This window comes from Tardiphaga sp. OK246 (assembly GCF_900188215.1).
Lineage (GTDB): Bacteria > Pseudomonadota > Alphaproteobacteria > Rhizobiales > Xanthobacteraceae > Tardiphaga > Tardiphaga robiniae.
The window spans coordinates 1,141,442-1,157,165 of sequence record NZ_FZOX01000002.1; the positions used below are offsets into that span (position 1 = coordinate 1,141,442).

19 protein-coding genes and 1 tRNA gene are annotated in these 15,724 nt (G+C 60.4%); 6 read left to right on the forward strand and 14 right to left on the reverse strand.

Features of this window, described 5'->3' with window-relative positions; translation table 11 throughout:
* Positions 1–68: 68 nt before the first annotated feature.
* Both CHC01_RS12810 and CHC01_RS12815 read left to right on the forward strand, forming a co-directional pair.
* Entirely contained in the window at positions 69–1,607 is a 1,539-nt protein-coding gene (locus tag CHC01_RS12810) for an undecaprenyl-phosphate glucose phosphotransferase (RefSeq protein ID WP_176454569.1), read from the forward strand.
* 56 nt (positions 1,608–1,663) lie between these two features.
* A complete protein-coding gene (locus CHC01_RS12815; protein WP_089264594.1) occupies positions 1,664–2,932 on the forward strand; it encodes an O-antigen ligase family protein in 1,269 nt (422 codons plus the stop codon).
* Positions 2,933–2,996: 64 nt separating this feature from the next.
* On the opposite strand, the gene CHC01_RS12820 is transcribed toward CHC01_RS12815, so the two are convergent.
* Positions 2,997–3,242, reverse strand: coding sequence for a hypothetical protein (locus CHC01_RS12820; RefSeq protein WP_089264595.1), 246 nt, complete (start codon positions 3,240–3,242; stop codon positions 2,997–2,999).
* Positions 3,243–3,310: 68 nt separating this feature from the next.
* Here CHC01_RS12820 and CHC01_RS31920 point away from each other — a divergent pair, with 68 nt between their 5' ends.
* The gene (locus CHC01_RS31920; RefSeq protein WP_141137094.1) at positions 3,311–3,598 is read left to right on the forward strand and encodes a hypothetical protein; all 288 of its coding nucleotides are present in this window, start codon (positions 3,311–3,313) and stop codon (positions 3,596–3,598) included.
* A gap of 344 nt (positions 3,599–3,942) precedes the next feature.
* Positions 3,943–4,224, forward strand: coding sequence for a hypothetical protein (locus tag CHC01_RS12825; RefSeq protein WP_089264596.1), 282 nt, complete (start codon positions 3,943–3,945; stop codon positions 4,222–4,224).
* 128 nt (positions 4,225–4,352) lie between these two features.
* On the opposite strand, the gene CHC01_RS32540 is transcribed toward CHC01_RS12825, so the two are convergent.
* The 10 genes from CHC01_RS32540 to CHC01_RS12870 form a co-directional block, all read right to left on the reverse strand.
* Positions 4,353–4,490, reverse strand: coding sequence for a hypothetical protein (locus tag CHC01_RS32540; protein WP_176454570.1), 138 nt, complete (start codon positions 4,488–4,490; stop codon positions 4,353–4,355).
* A gap of 657 nt (positions 4,491–5,147) precedes the next feature.
* Positions 5,148–5,906 (reverse strand): DUF5131 family protein, encoded by a 759-nt coding sequence (locus CHC01_RS12830; RefSeq protein WP_089264597.1) that lies wholly within the window; start codon positions 5,904–5,906, stop codon positions 5,148–5,150.
* Positions 5,907–5,915: 9 nt separating this feature from the next.
* Entirely contained in the window at positions 5,916–7,007 is a 1,092-nt protein-coding gene (locus tag CHC01_RS12835) for a three-Cys-motif partner protein TcmP (RefSeq protein WP_244558319.1), read from the reverse strand.
* Between the two features lie 185 nt (positions 7,008–7,192).
* Positions 7,193–7,270 (reverse strand) — tRNA-Pro (locus tag CHC01_RS12840).
* A gap of 79 nt (positions 7,271–7,349) precedes the next feature.
* A complete protein-coding gene (locus tag CHC01_RS12845; protein ID WP_089264599.1) occupies positions 7,350–8,162 on the reverse strand; it encodes a MerR family transcriptional regulator in 813 nt (270 codons plus the stop codon).
* Positions 8,163–8,258: 96 nt separating this feature from the next.
* Complete coding sequence (locus tag CHC01_RS12850) at positions 8,259–8,594, reverse strand: integration host factor subunit alpha (protein WP_089264600.1); 336 nt, start codon at positions 8,592–8,594, stop codon at positions 8,259–8,261.
* A 145-nt stretch (positions 8,595–8,739) separates the two neighbouring features.
* Entirely contained in the window at positions 8,740–9,717 is a 978-nt protein-coding gene (locus tag CHC01_RS12855; RefSeq protein WP_089264601.1) for a beta-ketoacyl-ACP synthase III, read from the reverse strand.
* Positions 9,714–10,775, reverse strand: coding sequence for a phosphate acyltransferase PlsX (plsX, locus tag CHC01_RS12860; protein ID WP_089264602.1), 1,062 nt, complete (start codon positions 10,773–10,775; stop codon positions 9,714–9,716). The genes CHC01_RS12855 and plsX overlap by 4 nt, the downstream gene beginning before the upstream one ends.
* A 200-nt stretch (positions 10,776–10,975) precedes the next feature.
* On the reverse strand, positions 10,976–11,566 hold the full coding sequence (locus tag CHC01_RS12865) for a YceD family protein (RefSeq protein ID WP_089264603.1): 591 nt from the start codon (positions 11,564–11,566) through the stop codon (positions 10,976–10,978).
* The gene (locus CHC01_RS12870; RefSeq protein ID WP_089264604.1) at positions 11,563–12,105 is read right to left on the reverse strand and encodes a ubiquinol-cytochrome C chaperone family protein; all 543 of its coding nucleotides are present in this window, start codon (positions 12,103–12,105) and stop codon (positions 11,563–11,565) included. The genes CHC01_RS12865 and CHC01_RS12870 overlap by 4 nt, the downstream gene beginning before the upstream one ends.
* Before the next feature lie 140 nt (positions 12,106–12,245).
* Between CHC01_RS12870 and CHC01_RS12875 the strand changes: the two genes are divergently transcribed.
* Positions 12,246–12,716: an outer membrane protein assembly factor BamE gene (locus CHC01_RS12875; RefSeq protein WP_170849688.1), complete on the forward strand. Its 471-nt coding sequence runs from the start codon at positions 12,246–12,248 to the stop codon at positions 12,714–12,716.
* 157 nt (positions 12,717–12,873) lie between these two features.
* Positions 12,874–13,878, forward strand: a complete 1,005-nt coding sequence (locus tag CHC01_RS12880) for a Bug family tripartite tricarboxylate transporter substrate binding protein (protein WP_089264606.1) — start codon at positions 12,874–12,876, stop codon at positions 13,876–13,878.
* Positions 13,879–13,952: 74 nt separating this feature from the next.
* Here the strand turns inward: CHC01_RS12880 and CHC01_RS12885 are convergent, their stop codons facing one another.
* The 3 genes from CHC01_RS12885 to CHC01_RS12890 all read right to left on the reverse strand — a co-directional run bounded on the left by CHC01_RS12885 (position 13,953) and on the right by CHC01_RS12890 (position 15,351).
* Entirely contained in the window at positions 13,953–14,195 is a 243-nt protein-coding gene (locus CHC01_RS12885; protein ID WP_089264607.1) for a DUF2171 domain-containing protein, read from the reverse strand.
* An 82-nt stretch (positions 14,196–14,277) separates the two neighbouring features.
* Positions 14,278–14,433 (reverse strand): hypothetical protein, encoded by a 156-nt coding sequence (locus CHC01_RS32545; protein ID WP_165826963.1) that lies wholly within the window; start codon positions 14,431–14,433, stop codon positions 14,278–14,280.
* An 87-nt stretch (positions 14,434–14,520) separates the two neighbouring features.
* Entirely contained in the window at positions 14,521–15,351 is an 831-nt protein-coding gene (locus tag CHC01_RS12890) for an arylamine N-acetyltransferase family protein (protein WP_089264734.1), read from the reverse strand.
* Between the last annotated feature and the right edge of the window lie 373 nt (positions 15,352–15,724).

Consider the following 15,724-nt stretch of genomic DNA (forward strand, 5'->3'; position numbering starts at 1 on the left):
AATTCTCACGAAAAGCGGTAGGCTTGACGTGCGACATCGCATGCCAGCGCAACAACGGACATTTCACCTTGGACCCGATCAACGCACGCTCAATGATCGACGCGGCCGCGACGGACGCGCCCGGCGAACGCCGGTTCGAACGTCGTCGCAGACTGACGCCCGCGGCCCTCGCCGTCGCCGATCAGAAGGTGCGCGCCGCCTACTCTCCGGTCGTCATCACCGGCGTCGTCCGTGTGGTCGATTTCCTGATGCTCAGCATCATCGGCATTGCGCTCAACCTGCTCTATGTCGCGCCAGAAGCTGGCTTCAGATGGGAATACTTCGCCGCGATCGTCGCGATGGCGGCTGCTGCTGTGGTGTGTTTCCAGTCTGCCGATATCTATCAGGTGCAGGTCTTCCGCGGCCACATCAAGCAGCTCACGCGCATGATGTCGGCATGGGCCTTCGTGTTCCTGCTGTTCATCGGCGTCTCGTTCTTCGCCAAGGTCGGCGGCGCGGTGTCGCGTGTCTGGTTGTCCTCGTTCTTCTTCGTCGGTCTCGTCGCCCTGATCGCCGAACGCGCGGTTGTGCGTGCGCTGATCAAACGCTGGGCGCATCAGGGGCGGCTCGACCGCCGCACCATCATTGTCGGCGCCGATTCCAATGGCGAGGCGCTGATTAGGGATCTCAATGCCCAGGAAGATTCCGACATCCAGATCCTTGGTGTGTTCGACGACCGTAACGACAAGCGCTCAATGGACACGATCGCGGGCGCGCCGAAGCTCGGCAAGGTCGATGACATCATCGAATTCGCACGGCGCACCCGCGTCGATCTCGTGCTGTTCGCGCTGCCGATTTCGGCCGAGACGCGCATTCTGGAAATGCTGAAGAAGCTGTGGGTGCTGCCGGTGGATATCCGCCTCTCGGCGCATACCAACAAGCTGCGCTTCCGCCCGCGCTCCTATTCCTATCTCGGCAAGGTGCCGACCCTCGACGTGTTCGAGGCGCCGATCACCGACTGGGATCTGGTGATGAAATGGCTGTTCGACCATATCGTCGGCGGCCTGATCCTGATCGCCGCACTGCCCTTCATGGCGCTGGTCGCCATCGCCATCAAGCTCGATAGCCCCGGCCCGGTGCTGTTCCGGCAGAAGCGCTTCGGCTTCAACAACGAGCGCATCGACGTGTTCAAGTTCCGCTCGCTGTATCACGACCAGGCTGACCCGCTGGCCAAGACCGTCGTGACCAAGGGCGACAAGCGCGTCACCCGCGTTGGCCGTTTCATCCGCAAATCCTCGATCGACGAATTGCCGCAGCTGTTCAACGTGGTGTTCAAGAACAACCTGTCGCTGGTCGGCCCCCGTCCCCACGCCGTTCAGCAGAGGGTGCAGAGCCAGCTGCTGGACGAGGCCGTCGACGGCTATTTCGCTCGCCACCGCGTCAAGCCCGGCATCACCGGCTGGGCGCAGGTCAATGGCTGGCGCGGCGAAGTCGACAGCGAGGAGAAACTGCAGAAGCGCGTCGAGTTCGATCTCTACTACATCGAGAACTGGTCAGTGCTGTTCGACGTCTACATCATGCTGAAAACGCCGGTTTCAATGCTGACGAAGAACGAGAACGCGTATTGAGGCAGGCCTCTGCCTTACACCACTCGTCAACCCTGCCTGCGTAGAGTGATGCCGCCATGAGCACTCACGCGACTGCCGATCACTACATCGCCTCGCCTGCGGCGCCTCCCGCCGTGGTGACGCTGCAGCGCGCGCTGCTGTGGGCGATGGGTTTTGGCGGCGCCATCGTGTTCATCGAGCCCAGCCCCTTCGAGATCGCCACCCTCACGGCGATGGTCGTATTCTTCGCGTCGGGCCTGCGCATGCGGCTGGTGTTCATGCCGCTGCTGATCCTGCTGTTCCTGGTCAATCTCGGCTACACGATCTGCGCCGCCTATCTGCTCGACAAGGCACCGATCGTGAATTGGATCCTGACTTCCTGGTACATGGCCATCATGGCGATCTTCGTCGCGCTGGTGATGTCCGAGGACACGCTGGCGCGCATCGATCTGCTGCGCCGCGGCCTGATCGTCGGCGCACTGGTGGCATCGCTGGCCGGCATCCTGGGCTATCTGCATCTGATCCCCGGCGCGGAGATGTTCACGCTCTACGGCCGCGCCGCCGGCACCTTCAAGGATCCCAACGTGCTGGGCGCGTTTCTGGTCCTGCCGGCGCTGTTCTGCCTGCAGAGCGTCGTCAGCGACGGTTTCGGTCGCTCGCTCCGCAGTGCCATTGCGCTCGGCATCATTGCGCTCGCCGTCCTGCTCGCCTTCTCCCGCGCCGCCTGGGGCCTGTTGGCGATCACCTCGGCCTTCATGCTGATGCTGATGGTGCTAACCAGCCAGTCCAACAAACAGCGCTCGCGCATCATGATCATGGCGCTGGCGGCCGTCGCCGTCGTGGCGCTGGTGATCGTGATCCTGCTGCAGTTCGACTTCATCGCCGACATGTTCAAGCAGCGCGCCTCGTTCGATCAGAAATATGACGAAGGCCGCTTCGGTCGTTTCGGCCGGCATGTGCTGGGCGCGCAGATGGCGCTCGATCTGCCCTTCGGCATCGGCCCGCTGCAATTCACGCGCTTCTTTCCGGAAGACACCCACAACTCCTATCTCAACGCCTTCATGTCCGGCGGCTGGATTTCAGGGGTATGCTATCCCGCGCTGGTGTTCATCACAGCCCTGCTCGGCTTCCGCTATATTTTCGTGCGCGTGCCGTGGCAGCGTGCTTATCTCGCAGTGTTCGCAGCCTATCTCGGAACGGTCGGCGAGGCCTTCATCATCGACACCGACCACTGGCGCCATTTCTGGATGATGCTCGGAATCATGTGGGGCATGTTCGTCGCCACGCAGCAATATATGGCCACGGCGCAATTGCGTGCGGCCTCCGGACAGCCAGGCAGCGTCTGACAAGCTCATAAACGAAAACAGCCCCGCTTGCGCGAGGCTGCCTCGTTAAGACGACCGGTTGCTGTTAGCGAACGATCACAGTCTTGGTGCGCGAACCGCGGCGATCCCAGCCGTGATGGCGGTGCCCGTAGTCGCGGCGCACATAGGCGCGGCTCTGGCGATAGCCATGACCGCGATGATAGCCACGATCCTGATGGTGATAACCACCGCCGCCGATCTGCACATTGATGCCCTGCGCAGACGCGGGGCCTGCAGGTGCTGCGACATAGAGAACGGCCGCAGCCGCCAGCAAAGCCAGTTTCTTGATCATGACAATTTATTCCTTCCTTTAAAAGTATCGCGGGACAAGCCATTACCGCCCGGAAGGTTCCGCACGAAATGAAGCACATCGACAAAGGACCCGCGCATGTTCGAGCCCTGCCAGATTCTCTTGTGATTTGCGATGGACATCCATCATCAGAGGGAACACGCGAGGAACTGAGCCGTTCTCTTCGCATGACACAGCAAGCAAAGAACCGCGCCTTCGACAAGCAGCCGAAGCCCGATCAGAAAATTCCACCGGCCGGCCCACACGACAAGCCGGAACTGACCGACGAGAACAAGACGCCAGGCAGCGGCATCTTGCCTGACAAGGATCACAAGGAAGTTGAAGGCCCGACGGGATGACCGCGATTGGTCATCATGTCGTCACGCATCGACGTTAGACATTTATTAACCTTCTCGACTCACTGTGGAGTCAAGGAAGCGCAGACCGGATGTACGTCTGCGTTTGATGGCTCGGAGTTCGCTCCGGGCCATTATCTTTTCTGGACCACGATGAGCTGCGAGATGATCGACGCTGCACGCGCATCTCGCTTTCGGTTGCAACACGTAAAGCGGAACGCCGCTCGCTGATCGAGCAATATTATTCGTTCCCTCATCGCGCAAAATTTGTGGTCGATATGCCATGAATTGGAACTGAACCTTCAAAACACCGACACGTTGACTTCTCGATACGAAGGAGAAGCAGCATGAAAAAGACAGCCCTTATTCTTGCCACCGTCGCTGCCGTCGGCGCGGCGTCGATCGCATCGAAACCCGCAGAGGCCCGCAGCGGTCGCGGCGCCGCGATCGGACTCGGCATAGCAGCCGGCGCATTGGCCGCCGGTGCCTATGGCGCTTATGGCCCCGGCTACGGATATGGTTATGGCCCCCGCCATTACGGCCCGCGTTATGCCTATGGTCCGCGCTACGGTTACGGCGACGGCTACTATGGCGGTCCCCGCTACTATCGCAGCTACGGCTACTACTAAACGCGGCTGACTGAATTGACGAAGGCCCGGAGCGTATGCTCCGGGCCTTTTTCGTCACCATCGTTCAGCGTTCGCGCGCATTGCTGCTGCGTTGTCACACACCGCAAGTGCTTGAGTTACGCAGTGGCCTAGATACCAAACAGCCAAACAGCCGTGATGGTCGCAACCACCGCTAACCCGCTGATGGTCCAACCACCGTAGTAACCGATATCATCGTCGTGCCGGATCTCCGACGGACCATCTACGGTATGCCAGTGACTTGCCATGCGAGCCTCCTGTTTTCAGGATAATCGGCCCGATGACCCAGAGTTCCATTGGCGCAAAAAAGACATGTCGGCGCCACCTGCCTGGCCACCCTTTCAAGGGCGACAGCGGGATTCGTGGCCACCGGCATCTGTGGCCAAAGGGTCACAACGGTAAGGATTCATTAAGCAGTGCGGCCGGGGCAATTGACGGAACGCGGAGCCGGGAGAAGTCTCATGTTTTCAGCGTAGAGTTGATATTATGTTAGAGATTATTGTCCTCGGCTTCCTTGCCTGTGCAGCGGCTTATGTCGGGCTTCTCTGGTTCGCCGGACGGAAAGACGACGTGATTCACGGTGATTTCGTCGAACCGAAATCATAAGGCCGGCGTCGCGAGAGCTTGATCGAGGCCACCCAATTCAGGCGGCACCGCTCCCATGGCGCTACCATCATACCGGTTTCGTTTTACTAGTCCGCATCAATTCCGATTTCCCATGGCCGACCTGACGAATAGCCGACCGAAATAACGCGACCAAAGTACTCGGTTGTTTCGTTTGTGATCGAGTCGACACCGCGAACCGTGATCCGTTTGCCGACCCTAGATGCCTCTTTTTACACCGCTCAGCGTCATGATCGTTTGTGGTCGTAAATATCCGTTTCATTGAGCCTCATGCCGAGGGTCTAAGCGGCAAGCACCCGCGTTGAAGGTAATTCGTCCCAAGTGCGACCGTCGAGAACGCGACCGGTCTGCTTTTTCTGTACGCCACCCCATTGCTTGAAGTGAAACGCGACGCCCGCGTCAACGCATTGATCGCGGATTGATCTCACCCATTCCGGGTTCATTGGACGAGCTGCCGGACCGCTCTCACCACCGGCTATGGTCCAATCAATGCCGCGGAGATTCAGATTGTCCAGCGGGCCGAGCAGTGGTTCGAGGCTTAGAAACTTTATGTATGCGGGCGTTGATCGGAGGTGATCGATCCTGCCGACGTAGTCTTCGCTCTCGACGCTCACACCCATCCAAACGTTGTCGGGCCACGGCAACTCCGAAGCGACTTGCGCAAGCCGTTCCGCGCGCTTCGTAAGAACCTGGAAAGTGTGATGGCGCGCATTGCGCATTACGTCAAAGACACGCGCGATGAATTCGACCGGAATTTTCTCATGAAACAGATCCGACATGGAATTCACAAAGATGATCTTCGGAGCCTTCCACTTCATCGGTATCCCAAGTGCGGCTTCGTCCAGCACGATCTTGCCGTTCCATTTTGCACGGCCGCCGGTCTTGCGAGTGGTGCCCGCGTATTTTTGCTGTCCCATCGCTTCTAGGCGGCTTGCCATCCGCATAGCGTAGCAGTTCGTGCATCCCGGCGAGAGAATGGTGCATCCGCCCACTGGATTCCATGTTGCTTCTGTCCATTCGATCGGTGAATTAGTTGCCATGTCAGCCTCTCAAGGGAACGTTACCAAAACATCGTCACCAAACGTACCCTTTCTACGCTTCGACGGGTTCGTCGTAATGGCCTTATCCTCTTCCAGCTCACGCAGCGCCTGTTTGTAGTTTTTCGCGATATACGGCGTGTCGACTGAATGTTTCTCATAAATCTTGCGCATAGTATGTGTCTGACCAGCAAATGCCGTGGGTAGGTCTTCCTTCAGCTTCTCCAATGGCTGCGCCAAGGAAAACAACAACGGCATGGAAGCGTCAGCAGGCGAATAGGTAAACGAAGCGACACCCTGATCTTCGGTTGAGCTGGCCTTCGCCATAATGTCCTTCATGATCTCATAGCCGCGAAAAGCCTTCGAGACGAAGATCAGATAGTGCGAGGTTCGCTGACCTCGCTTGAACCGAAACGGAAGGACGAATTTTCCGCCCATGTCCTTGATAGCTTGCGACAACTCCTCCAAGACAAGGGATTCCCGTAGCGCAGGATTTTTCTTCGGCAGGGACTCCCGGAGTTTTGCCGCACGCTCAGGCCCAAATAGAGCGTCCATATGCGTTTCGACTTTCGGGTTGCTGATGCCAGCATTAATCCTGCCGTGATTGAAAAAGAACACGCAGTCACACCCCCAGTCTTTGATTACCCCGTTCACAATTTTCAGCGACAGTCCTTTGTAGCCAAACGGATCAACGAAAGAAAATGAAGGGATCAGTCGCGTGTCATTGAAGTATTTTTCAGCATCTTCACCGACCTCGTTGCATTGAACTTGCGGTTTGTACTTCAGCTTCTCTATGCCAGCCAGTTTGTCGATCTCTGTTTGCAGAGTGGCGGAATAATTCTGATCAATATCGTTGAAGAACGTAACGAGCATCTGGCTAAGGACTGGATGCTGGATAGCGTGCTGCAAAATCAGCAACGGTGTTGACGCTGCACCATCCTTGTAGCGACCAGGACCGGCGTAGAGATCGATGTATCCAATTTTGTTACCGTTCTGCTTTGCAGTCGGCGTGATGACATTTGCCCAAGCATAAAAATATTTTTGAATAATTTCCGCTTTAACTTCGGACTGATCTAATCGCTCATCAAAAAACTGATCTGCCACGCGGGTCTCCCAATGCATCCTTTGGTGGAATCATGGGCATCCTACATTCTTATCGCGACTCCATCATAATGTTCACTATTTGTTCCGTCAACGGCAGATGATCTGTTGTCAGGGCGCGAGTTAGCCCGTTCGTTACTCCAAGGATTTCTGAGATTGTCGACTTCCGGCTAAGTCGCTGATTCGATTGGTCGGAGCGAGAGGATTCGAACCTCCGACCCCTAGTCTCCCAGACTAGTGCGCTAACCGGGCTGCGCTACGCTCCGATGGGGCATCGTGTAGCTTCGATCCGTCCGAGGCGCAAGAAGCCTGAGCAGATTGGAACGGATTGGTTGTGGGACGGCGCTAGCTGTCCTTCATCGCCGTATCGAGCGCCCGGCGCGCCGCCAGCAGCTCCTCGAGCACGGCTTCGAGCCGTTCGCGCTCCAGCCGGCGCCGCGGGTTCGGCCTTGGGCCCGGGACCGCAGCCGGTCTTGCGCTCTGCGTCGGAGCCGACATCACCGGTTCGGGTCGCGCCGCAACAGGATTTGCCAATACGGGGTTTGCCCGCGACGGCGGCCGCGGCAGCTGTGGCTCCACGCGCGGCGACGTCGATGTCATCGGGGGGTCGCGGCGGCCGGCGACGGGAGCAGCAGCTTCCTCCTCGTCTTCTTCCTCAGCCTCTTCCTCCTCGCCCTCGTCCTCGTCCTCGTCGCCCTCTTCTTCCTCGTCCTCGGCGCCTTCGGCCTCAGCTTCGTCTTCGGCTTCTTCCTCGATCTCCTCGTCGCGCTCAGCCTCGTCCTCGGCCTCTTCTTCCTCGTGATCCTCTTCGACCACGGGACGCTTCGCCTGGACGCGCGGCGCGCCCGCAGGAACTGCAGACGTCGGCGCGAAGCTCGGCGCAGCGTGGCCGTCGACCAGCCCCTGCACCGACTTGATGCCGTTCTCTTTCAGGATTCGTTGCACACCGCGGATGGTGTAGCCCTCGCCGTAGAGCAACCGGCGGATACCGCGCAGCAGATCGACATCGTCCGGACGATAGTATCGCCGGCCGCCGGATCGCTTCATCGGTTTGATTTGAGTGAACCGCGTTTCCCAGAACCGCAGAACATGCTGCGGTATATCGAGATCGTCAGCGACCTCGCTTATGGTTCGAAACGCATCCGGCGCTTTGTCCAAGTGCAGGATCCCTGTGGTTCGCCCTGTGGTTCACCAAAAGCGTTTTCAAGCGAAGTGGCTACCGGTTCGCGTGAAGAAAACGCGTCAAAACAAACGCTAGTCGTCGTGATCTTTGCCGTTGCCGACTGAAGTGCTGTCGCCGTTGATCCGCTGTTTCAGGATCGCCGACGGCTTGAATACCATCACCCGCCGCGGCGAGATCGGTACTTCCGTGCCGGTCTTCGGATTGCGGCCGATGCGCTCGCCTTTTTTGCGCACCATGAACGAGCCGAACGACGACAGCTTCACTGTCTCGCCCTTCTCCAGACAATCCGTAATTTCTTTCAAAACCAGCTCAACGAACGCGGACGACTCCGTGCGCGAGAGGCCTACCTTTTGATAGACCGCCTCGCACAGATCGACGCGTGTGACTGTTTTTCCCGTGCCCGTCATCGCCTGCCCCACAAACTCTCGGCGAACCAAATTCGCGTCAGAAATTAGGAGGTTAACGCGCTCCGGTCAACAGTCACCATCGATGCAAAGGCATGGAAAATCATGACAATTTGAGCTGTTGTCGATCTGCATCATCACCAGCGCATCACCAGCGAATGAGTGCAGACCCCCAGGTGAAGCCGCCGCCCATGGCTTCGAGCAGCACGAGGTCGCCCTTCTTGATGCGGCCGTCATTGACCGCCACCGACAATGCGAGCGGAATCGATGCGGCCGATGTGTTGCCGTGAAGATCCACGGTCAGCACCACCTTTTGCGGTGCAATATGCAGTTTGTGCGCGGACGCATCGATAATGCGCTTGTTGGCCTGATGCGGCACGAACCAGTCGATGGTTTCGGCGCTGGCGCCGGTGGCTTTGAACGCGTCGACGATCACGTCGGTGATCATGCCCACCGCATGTTTGAAGACCTCGCGGCCTTCCATGCGCAGGTAACCGACCGTCTGCGTCGAGGACGGACCGCCATCGACATACAGCTTTTCCTTGTGCCGACCGTCGGAACGCAGATGCGTGGTCAGCACGCCGCGATCGCTCGCTTCGCCCGGCTGGGTCTGTGCTTCCAGCACCACCGCACCGGCGCCATCGCCGAACAGCACGCAGGTGCCGCGATCGGTCCAGTCGAGAATGCGCGAGAAGGTTTCCGCGCCGATCACCAGCGCGCGCTTGCCGGCGCCGGTGCGCAGCAGGCTGTCGGCGGTGGTCAGACCGAAGATGAAACCGGAACACACCGCCTGCAGGTCGAATGCCGCGCCGTGCGTAATGCCGAGCGCGTTCTGCACCGCGACGGCCGTCGCCGGGAATGTGTTGTCCGGGGTCGATGTCGCCAGCACGATCAGATCGATCGACTGCGCGTCGACGCCGGCATTGGCCAGCGCGGCCTGCGCCGCCTTGATCGCCAGATGCGAGGTGAACTCGCCGTCGGCGGCGATGTGGCGCTGCTTGATGCCGGTGCGCTGGACGATCCATTCGTCCGACGTGTCAACCTTGGATGCCAGTTCGGCATTGGTCAGGATCCGCTCCGGCAGATAAGAGCCGCAGCCGAGCACGACCGAACGTATCGCAGTCACGAGACAGCCTCCTGCGCAGCCGGGCTCGCAGGGAGCGCGGCGCCGTCGCGGTTGAGCATTTGATTGATTTTGGTGAGAAGGTCGTAGCGGACCATGTCGTAACCGACATCCACCGCATAGGCGAAACCGTCGGCATTGGTGCCGCCGTGGCTTTTCACCACGATGCCGCGCAGGCCGAGAAACACCGCGCCGTTGGACTTGTTCGGATCGACCTTGTCGCGCACCGCCTTGAAGGCGTTCTTGGCGAACAGGTAGCCGATGCGCGAGCGCCAGGTGCGCGCCATGGCATTGCGCAGATATTCGGCGAACTGGCGCGCGGTGCCCTCCGCCGCCTTCAGCGCGATATTGCCGCTGAAGCCTTCGGTGACGATCACGTCGGCATCGCCGCGGCCGATGCCGTCGCCCTCGACGAAGCCGACGAATTCGAGCTGCGGCAGATTGGCAGCGCGCAGCAATTCGGCCGCATCGCGAATCTCGTCGCCGCCCTTGATTTCCTCGACGCCGATATTGAGCAGGCCGACCGTCGGCCGCGCCAGATCGAACAACGCGCTGGCCATGGCGCTGCCCATCACGGCCAGCGTCTTCAGATGGTTGGCGTCGCCGCCGATGGTGGCGCCGAGATCGAGCACGACGGAATCGCCGCGCGTGGTCGGCCAGATCGCGGCCAGACCGGGACGTTCGATACCGTCGAGCATGCGCAGGCAGAACCGCGCCATCGCCATCAGCGCGCCGGTGTTGCCGGCGGAGACCGCCACATCGGCCTCGCCCTTCTTCACGGCCTCGATCGCCAGCCACATCGACGAAACCTTGCGGCCACGGCGCAGCGCCTGGCTGGGCTTCTCATGCATGCTGACGGCGACGTCGGTGTGGATCACCTTCGATACGGCTTTCAGTGCCGGATGGTTGGCGAGCTCTTTCTCGATCAGCGCACTGTCACCGAACAGCAAGAACTCACTGTCGGGGTGCCGGGTCAGCGAAATCGCGGCGCCGGGAATGACCACCGATGCGCCGATGTCGCCACCCATGGCGTCTAGCGCGATGCGAACCTTTTTCGGCATGGACGTTCCGGAAACCTGTCTCTTGCGGCCTGACGCTCGTGGCCGCGGACGAAGTCTGCCGCATTCGGCGGCAAACGGCGAAGTTATGGCATTAACCCGATTTCGGCCGGGGACAATAGCGTTTCCGTGACCCGATACAACATCTTGACCGGGCGCTTTTGTCCCGCCAGCCGCTGAGGGCGCGGAATCGGACCCCGGTCTCAGCCCTTCCCGGGCTTTTTGGATTTCGGTTTCTCGGGCTCGGTTTTCAGCGCTTTCAGGGCCGCAAACGGGTGCTCTTCAGGGTCCGGAACCTCGACAACGGGCTCGAACACGGCATCCGGCTTGCGGGGATACGGATCCAGCCCCAGAAACAGGGCGTCCGTGGCCAGTTTGCCGAGGTCGATCAAGCCGTTTTCGATCGGTTCCGGCGGATCCGGGGTCTCCTCGTCGCTCTCGATGTCCTCGTCCACCGATTCGGCCAGTTCGCGAATCTGCGACGGCGGCGCGAAAATCAGGTCGATCTCTTCCTCGAAATCGGCCGCCACCGGGTCCAGCGTCACCACGCAGGTCTGCTCGACCTTGCCCCAGATGCGGCCGGTGACATGCACCGTGCCGCCCTTGACGGGGGTCAGCAGCAATTCGCCCCTGGCAGCGCCCACGCTGACAAGGCCGCCCAGCGCGGCGATTCCCTTGCGCTGCTCGGGGGTGGCCTCGATGTCGCGTGCCAGCCCCGTCTCGGGGATCTGGATCACGGCGATCGGCACGCTCCAGGGCGGCGTGAGATCCACGGTACGGTCGGGTCTGTTCATGTCGTTACCAAGGTTTCCGCAGGCGACGGGAAGTGCCACGCGCCTGATGTCAGTGTCATTGTATCGAGCGTGCCCAGACGGGCATTCGCCGCTTCGACATACACAGCGAGACGCCGGGCGTTCTCGATACTCATGCCATAATAGATATTCTTCGACAGCGCCGCCGCCAGAGGCTCCCTGCCCGCGCCCAGCGCCGCGTCATAGGCCGCTGTCCGGCCGTAGAAGGCATCGCCAAACTCCCGCATTTTCTTCGGCACCTTCATGTCGCTGGTGCCGAGCTCGCGCAGATTGTCGTCCATATCGCCGCAGAACCTGTCGAAAAGTCCCTGCGACAACTCATCCTTGGGACTCAGCCGGCGCAGCACCAGCCACAGGTGCAGCAGCAACATATCGAAACGCCCGTTTACCGTATCCGGTGCCCCCAAGTCCCGATAAAACAAGGGTTCTCGCGCCTGCGCCACGATCATGCCATAGATGGCTTCAATGGTGCCGCGCAACGGCGCCGGGGGCTTTCTGAAGTGACTGAACGGCCAGACCATCTTGGGTTCCTCAGGCGGGCCCCTCGGGCACGCGCATGTTGCATTCAGAGGTTCTGCCCGGTACGTCAACGCCTTCCGGGATGCAAGTCTTTCGGAAGCAAGGCCTTCCCGAGAATCAAGAGGATGGGACCCCCTCCGCTATGACAATTTCGACCTCCATCAGCGCGAAGGCGCGGCTGACACGTGGCTGGCGCGGCATGCGCGCCGTACTCGCGGTCGCGGCCCTCTGCGTCACGCTGGGCGCCTGTGCCGAGCAATTCCAGAAGGGCTACATCCTGCCCCCCGGCGCGCTGGAGCAGATCCCGATCGGCGCCAGCCAGGATCAGGTCCTGATCGTGATGGGCACGCCCTCCACCGTCGCCACGCTATCGGGCGAAGTGTTCTATTACATCTCGCAGCGCGCCGAACGCGCCGTCGCGTTCATGCCGCAGAAGGTCACCGACCAGCGCGTCATCGCGATCTATTTCGACAAGAACCGCAAGGTAATCCGGCTCGCCAATTACGGCCTGCAGGACGGCAAGATCTTCGACTTCATCAGCCGCACCACGCCGACCTCCGGCCAGGAGATGAGCTATCTCACGCCGCTGTTCAAACTGATCAGCTTCCGCTAGGCGGAACTATCAAATCGCTGAATTGCAAAAGCCCCGCAGCACACGCTGCGGGGCTTTTCTTTACGCTGTGGCCAAGGTCGGCTTGCCCGCCACCATCTGCCTCACTACGATTTCAGCAAGATCAAAAACCAAAACGACACCATCGAGGGAAGAAGCTATGACCAATCTGGTTACCCGTCGCCATGTACTCACCGGGGCGGCCGCGATCACCAGCGCCGCGATCCTGCCGCGCGCGAGTCTCGGCGCCGGCGAATGGAAGCCCACCGAAACCGTCCGTGTCATCGTGCCCGCCGCAGCCGGCGGCTCCACCGACGTGATGGGCCGCATGCTGGCCGCGCATCTGCAGCCGGTCTGGGGCCAGTCGGTTGTGGTGGAAAATCGCTCGGGCGGCGGCGGCACCATCGGCACCGCCGAAGTCGCACGTCTCAAGGGCGATGGCCATACGATTCTGGTCGGCAATCCCGGCCCTAACGCCATCGCCTATAGCATCTTCAAGAACCTGACCTACAAGAGCGATCAGTTGCAGGCGGTCTCCAACATGATCAAGATTCCGAACATCGTCTGCGCGCATCCGAGCGTGCCGATTAAGACGATCCCGGAGCTGATCGCCTATATCAAGGCCAATCCGGACAAGCTGAACTATGGTTCGTCGGGCGTCGGCCAGAGCCCGCATCTCACCGGCGCGTGGTGGCTGCAGCTCACCGGCTTGAAGATGCAGCACGTGCCGTTCCGCGGTGCAGGCCCTGCGCTGCAGGCGGCTCTCGCTGGCGACATCCAGATCCTGTTCGACAATCTCTATCCGTCGCTGCCCCAGGTGCTCGACGGCAAGCTCACCGGCCTTGCCGTCACCACGCAGCAGCGCAACGCGCAGGCGCCGAACGTCCCGGCGATGCGCGAGACCGCGCCCGAGCTGGAGAAGTTCGACGTCGCGTCATGGTTCGGCGTGTTCTATCCGAAGAGCACACCGACCGAAGCCGTGACCTCGCTCAATGAGCAGATCAAGGTTCTGCTCGGCACCGACGCGACCAAGAAGACCATCGCAGCCATGGGCGCCGTGTCGGACTACGGCACACCTCAGCAATTCCAGACCTTCGTCGAGGCCGAGACGGCCAAGTTCAAGACCATCATCGACAAGGAAGGCCTGCAGATGGAGGTGAAGTGAGGCGCGCCTCACCTCGCTCCATCTGAGTGATTTGAACGAAAACCCCGCGGTTCACACCGCGGGGTTTTTCCGTCTTACTTCTCTTCTTCCATGGCAAAGGCGACGTCGCCATTGGCCGAGAGCCGCACCTTGTCGCCCTCAACCTCGGCGACCAGACCGCCATCAATAAAGTGATGATGGCCCTTGTGGCTGCCCTCGCCGCTGTCCTTCTTGGTCAGCTTGATGCGGTTGCCCTCGACCTTGTCGACCGTGCCGACATGAACGCCGTCGGCGCCGATGACTTCCATATGTTCCTTGATCTTGCTGAGCGCGCTCATGTCGTATCCTCTTATGTGGGGAATACTGAACGTGCGGCTGGGCAATAGGTTCAATCGCGATCCGGTGAGATCGGCGTCCCGATCATGCGCCCTTGTTCATCTTCTTGATCTTGGCGTCCTGCGCCTCGATCGCCAGTGTCAATTCCATGATCGCCTTGGACAAAAGCTCGGTGGCCTCCTTCTGGTCCTGCGACTTGGCGGCACGCAGCGCGTAGTTCTTGGCGGATGACAGCGACATTTGACGTTCCTCGTGATGATCCCGGGGCGAATTAGCCGAAGGCGTCATTCGCTGCAACCGGGTCGAAATGGAGAGATTACGCAGCAGTCAACGGCGCTCCGCATTTGCGCTGATAACCGCGAATATCTCGTCGGCGGATGCCGGCGGCGTGACGCCAAAGGTCTCGTCGAGAACCTGCTGCAACTCCGCAGCGCTGCCGAGCACGCGTTCAGACACCGGTTCGCCGTCACGTCCCTCGGTCGTCAGGTGGCGATTGACCAGTTTATGACGCCGGCCGTTGCTGACGCGCTCCATCACCAGCGTCGAGGTGAAGGGCACGAAGGGACTGGTCGATGTGTACCAGTTGCCGAGCTCGTAATCCGACGGCAGTTGCGGCGCGAGGTCAAACACGTACATCGTCCGCCAGCCGTCCGCCCGCTTCGCGCTCAGCGACAACAGGCCATCGGCTTCAGTCAGCCGATAGGTCCCCATCGCCGTTTGCTGCTCGGTCCCCGCGAGGAGCCGTAGAGGTGCATCGAGGACGCAGGCGCCAAAGCCGGTATCGGCGAGATAGGGTCCGTCCGGAAGATCGACCTTCAGGAGCATGTGCGTCCTGGGGCCAAGCGGACTGTCCGGCGGCGCATTCCAACGCACCCGGGCGCCGAGGCCAGTGACCTTGAAGCCGATCGTCTCGAGCGCGGCCCGCAGCATCGCGTTCAGCTCATAGCAATAGCCACCACGTCGGCCATCGATGAGTTTCTGCTGCAATGATGCCATGTCCAACTTGACCGGCAGATGGAGAAACGGATTGAGCCCCTCGAAAGGCAGCGCATTGATGTGAGCGACATGAATGGCCGTCAGTGTCGCCAGATCCGGCGCAACCGATCCGTCAAAGCCGATCCGCGCGAGATAGCGATCCAGCCGAAAAACATCCGTCATCATTTCTGCCTCTTCATCATCTCGCCACTGACATAGCCCATCCGACGGCAGCGGGCGACAACGTACCGCCCAAGCTCGTCATTCCCCGGCAAACCAATTGGTTTGCCTGAGGGCGTGCGTCGCCGGCGAAGCCGGCATAGCGCGAGCCTCGATCCACACTCGTCATTCCGGGGCGCACGAAAGCGGCGGAGCCGCTGTAGTGCGAACCCGGAATCTCGATGTGTTTGGCACGATCGAAGACTCCCATGTCGGGATTCCGGGCTCGGTCCCGTCGCCTGCGGCGCCGGTCCCGCCCCGGAATGACAGTTTGGGGCTGCGTAAAGCACCTAAACATTTTTTCCTATCTGCCGTTGACAACATCCCCATCAGGTTT

Bases quoted from the DNA above. Each gene is read 5' to 3' on its own strand.
- CHC01_RS12875 (WP_170849688.1), top strand. From the start codon at position 12,246: ATGACAATTTCGACCTCCATCAGCGCGAAGGCGCGGCTGACACGTGGC.
- CHC01_RS12880 (WP_089264606.1), top strand. From the start codon at position 12,874: ATGACCAATCTGGTTACCCGTCGCCATGTACTCACCGGGGCGGCCGCG.
- CHC01_RS12870 (WP_089264604.1), bottom strand. From the start codon at position 12,105: ATGGTCTGGCCGTTCAGTCACTTCAGAAAGCCCCCGGCGCCGTTGCGC.
- plsX (WP_089264602.1), bottom strand. From the start codon at position 10,775: ATGCCGAAAAAGGTTCGCATCGCGCTAGACGCCATGGGTGGCGACATC.
- CHC01_RS12885 (WP_089264607.1), bottom strand. From the start codon at position 14,195: ATGAGCGCGCTCAGCAAGATCAAGGAACATATGGAAGTCATCGGCGCC.
- CHC01_RS32545 (WP_165826963.1), bottom strand. From the start codon at position 14,433: ATGTCGCTGTCATCCGCCAAGAACTACGCGCTGCGTGCCGCCAAGTCG.
- CHC01_RS12815 (WP_089264594.1), top strand. From the start codon at position 1,664: ATGAGCACTCACGCGACTGCCGATCACTACATCGCCTCGCCTGCGGCG.
- CHC01_RS32540 (WP_176454570.1), bottom strand. From the start codon at position 4,490: ATGGCAAGTCACTGGCATACCGTAGATGGTCCGTCGGAGATCCGGCAC.
- CHC01_RS12890 (WP_089264734.1), bottom strand. From the start codon at position 15,351: ATGACGGATGTTTTTCGGCTGGATCGCTATCTCGCGCGGATCGGCTTT.
- CHC01_RS31920 (WP_141137094.1), top strand. From the start codon at position 3,311: ATGAAGCACATCGACAAAGGACCCGCGCATGTTCGAGCCCTGCCAGAT.
- CHC01_RS12825 (WP_089264596.1), top strand. From the start codon at position 3,943: ATGAAAAAGACAGCCCTTATTCTTGCCACCGTCGCTGCCGTCGGCGCG.
- CHC01_RS12820 (WP_089264595.1), bottom strand. From the start codon at position 3,242: ATGATCAAGAAACTGGCTTTGCTGGCGGCTGCGGCCGTTCTCTATGTC.
- CHC01_RS12865 (WP_089264603.1), bottom strand. From the start codon at position 11,566: ATGAACAGACCCGACCGTACCGTGGATCTCACGCCGCCCTGGAGCGTG.
- CHC01_RS12830 (WP_089264597.1), bottom strand. From the start codon at position 5,906: ATGGCAACTAATTCACCGATCGAATGGACAGAAGCAACATGGAATCCA.
- CHC01_RS12850 (WP_089264600.1), bottom strand. From the start codon at position 8,594: ATGACGGGCACGGGAAAAACAGTCACACGCGTCGATCTGTGCGAGGCG.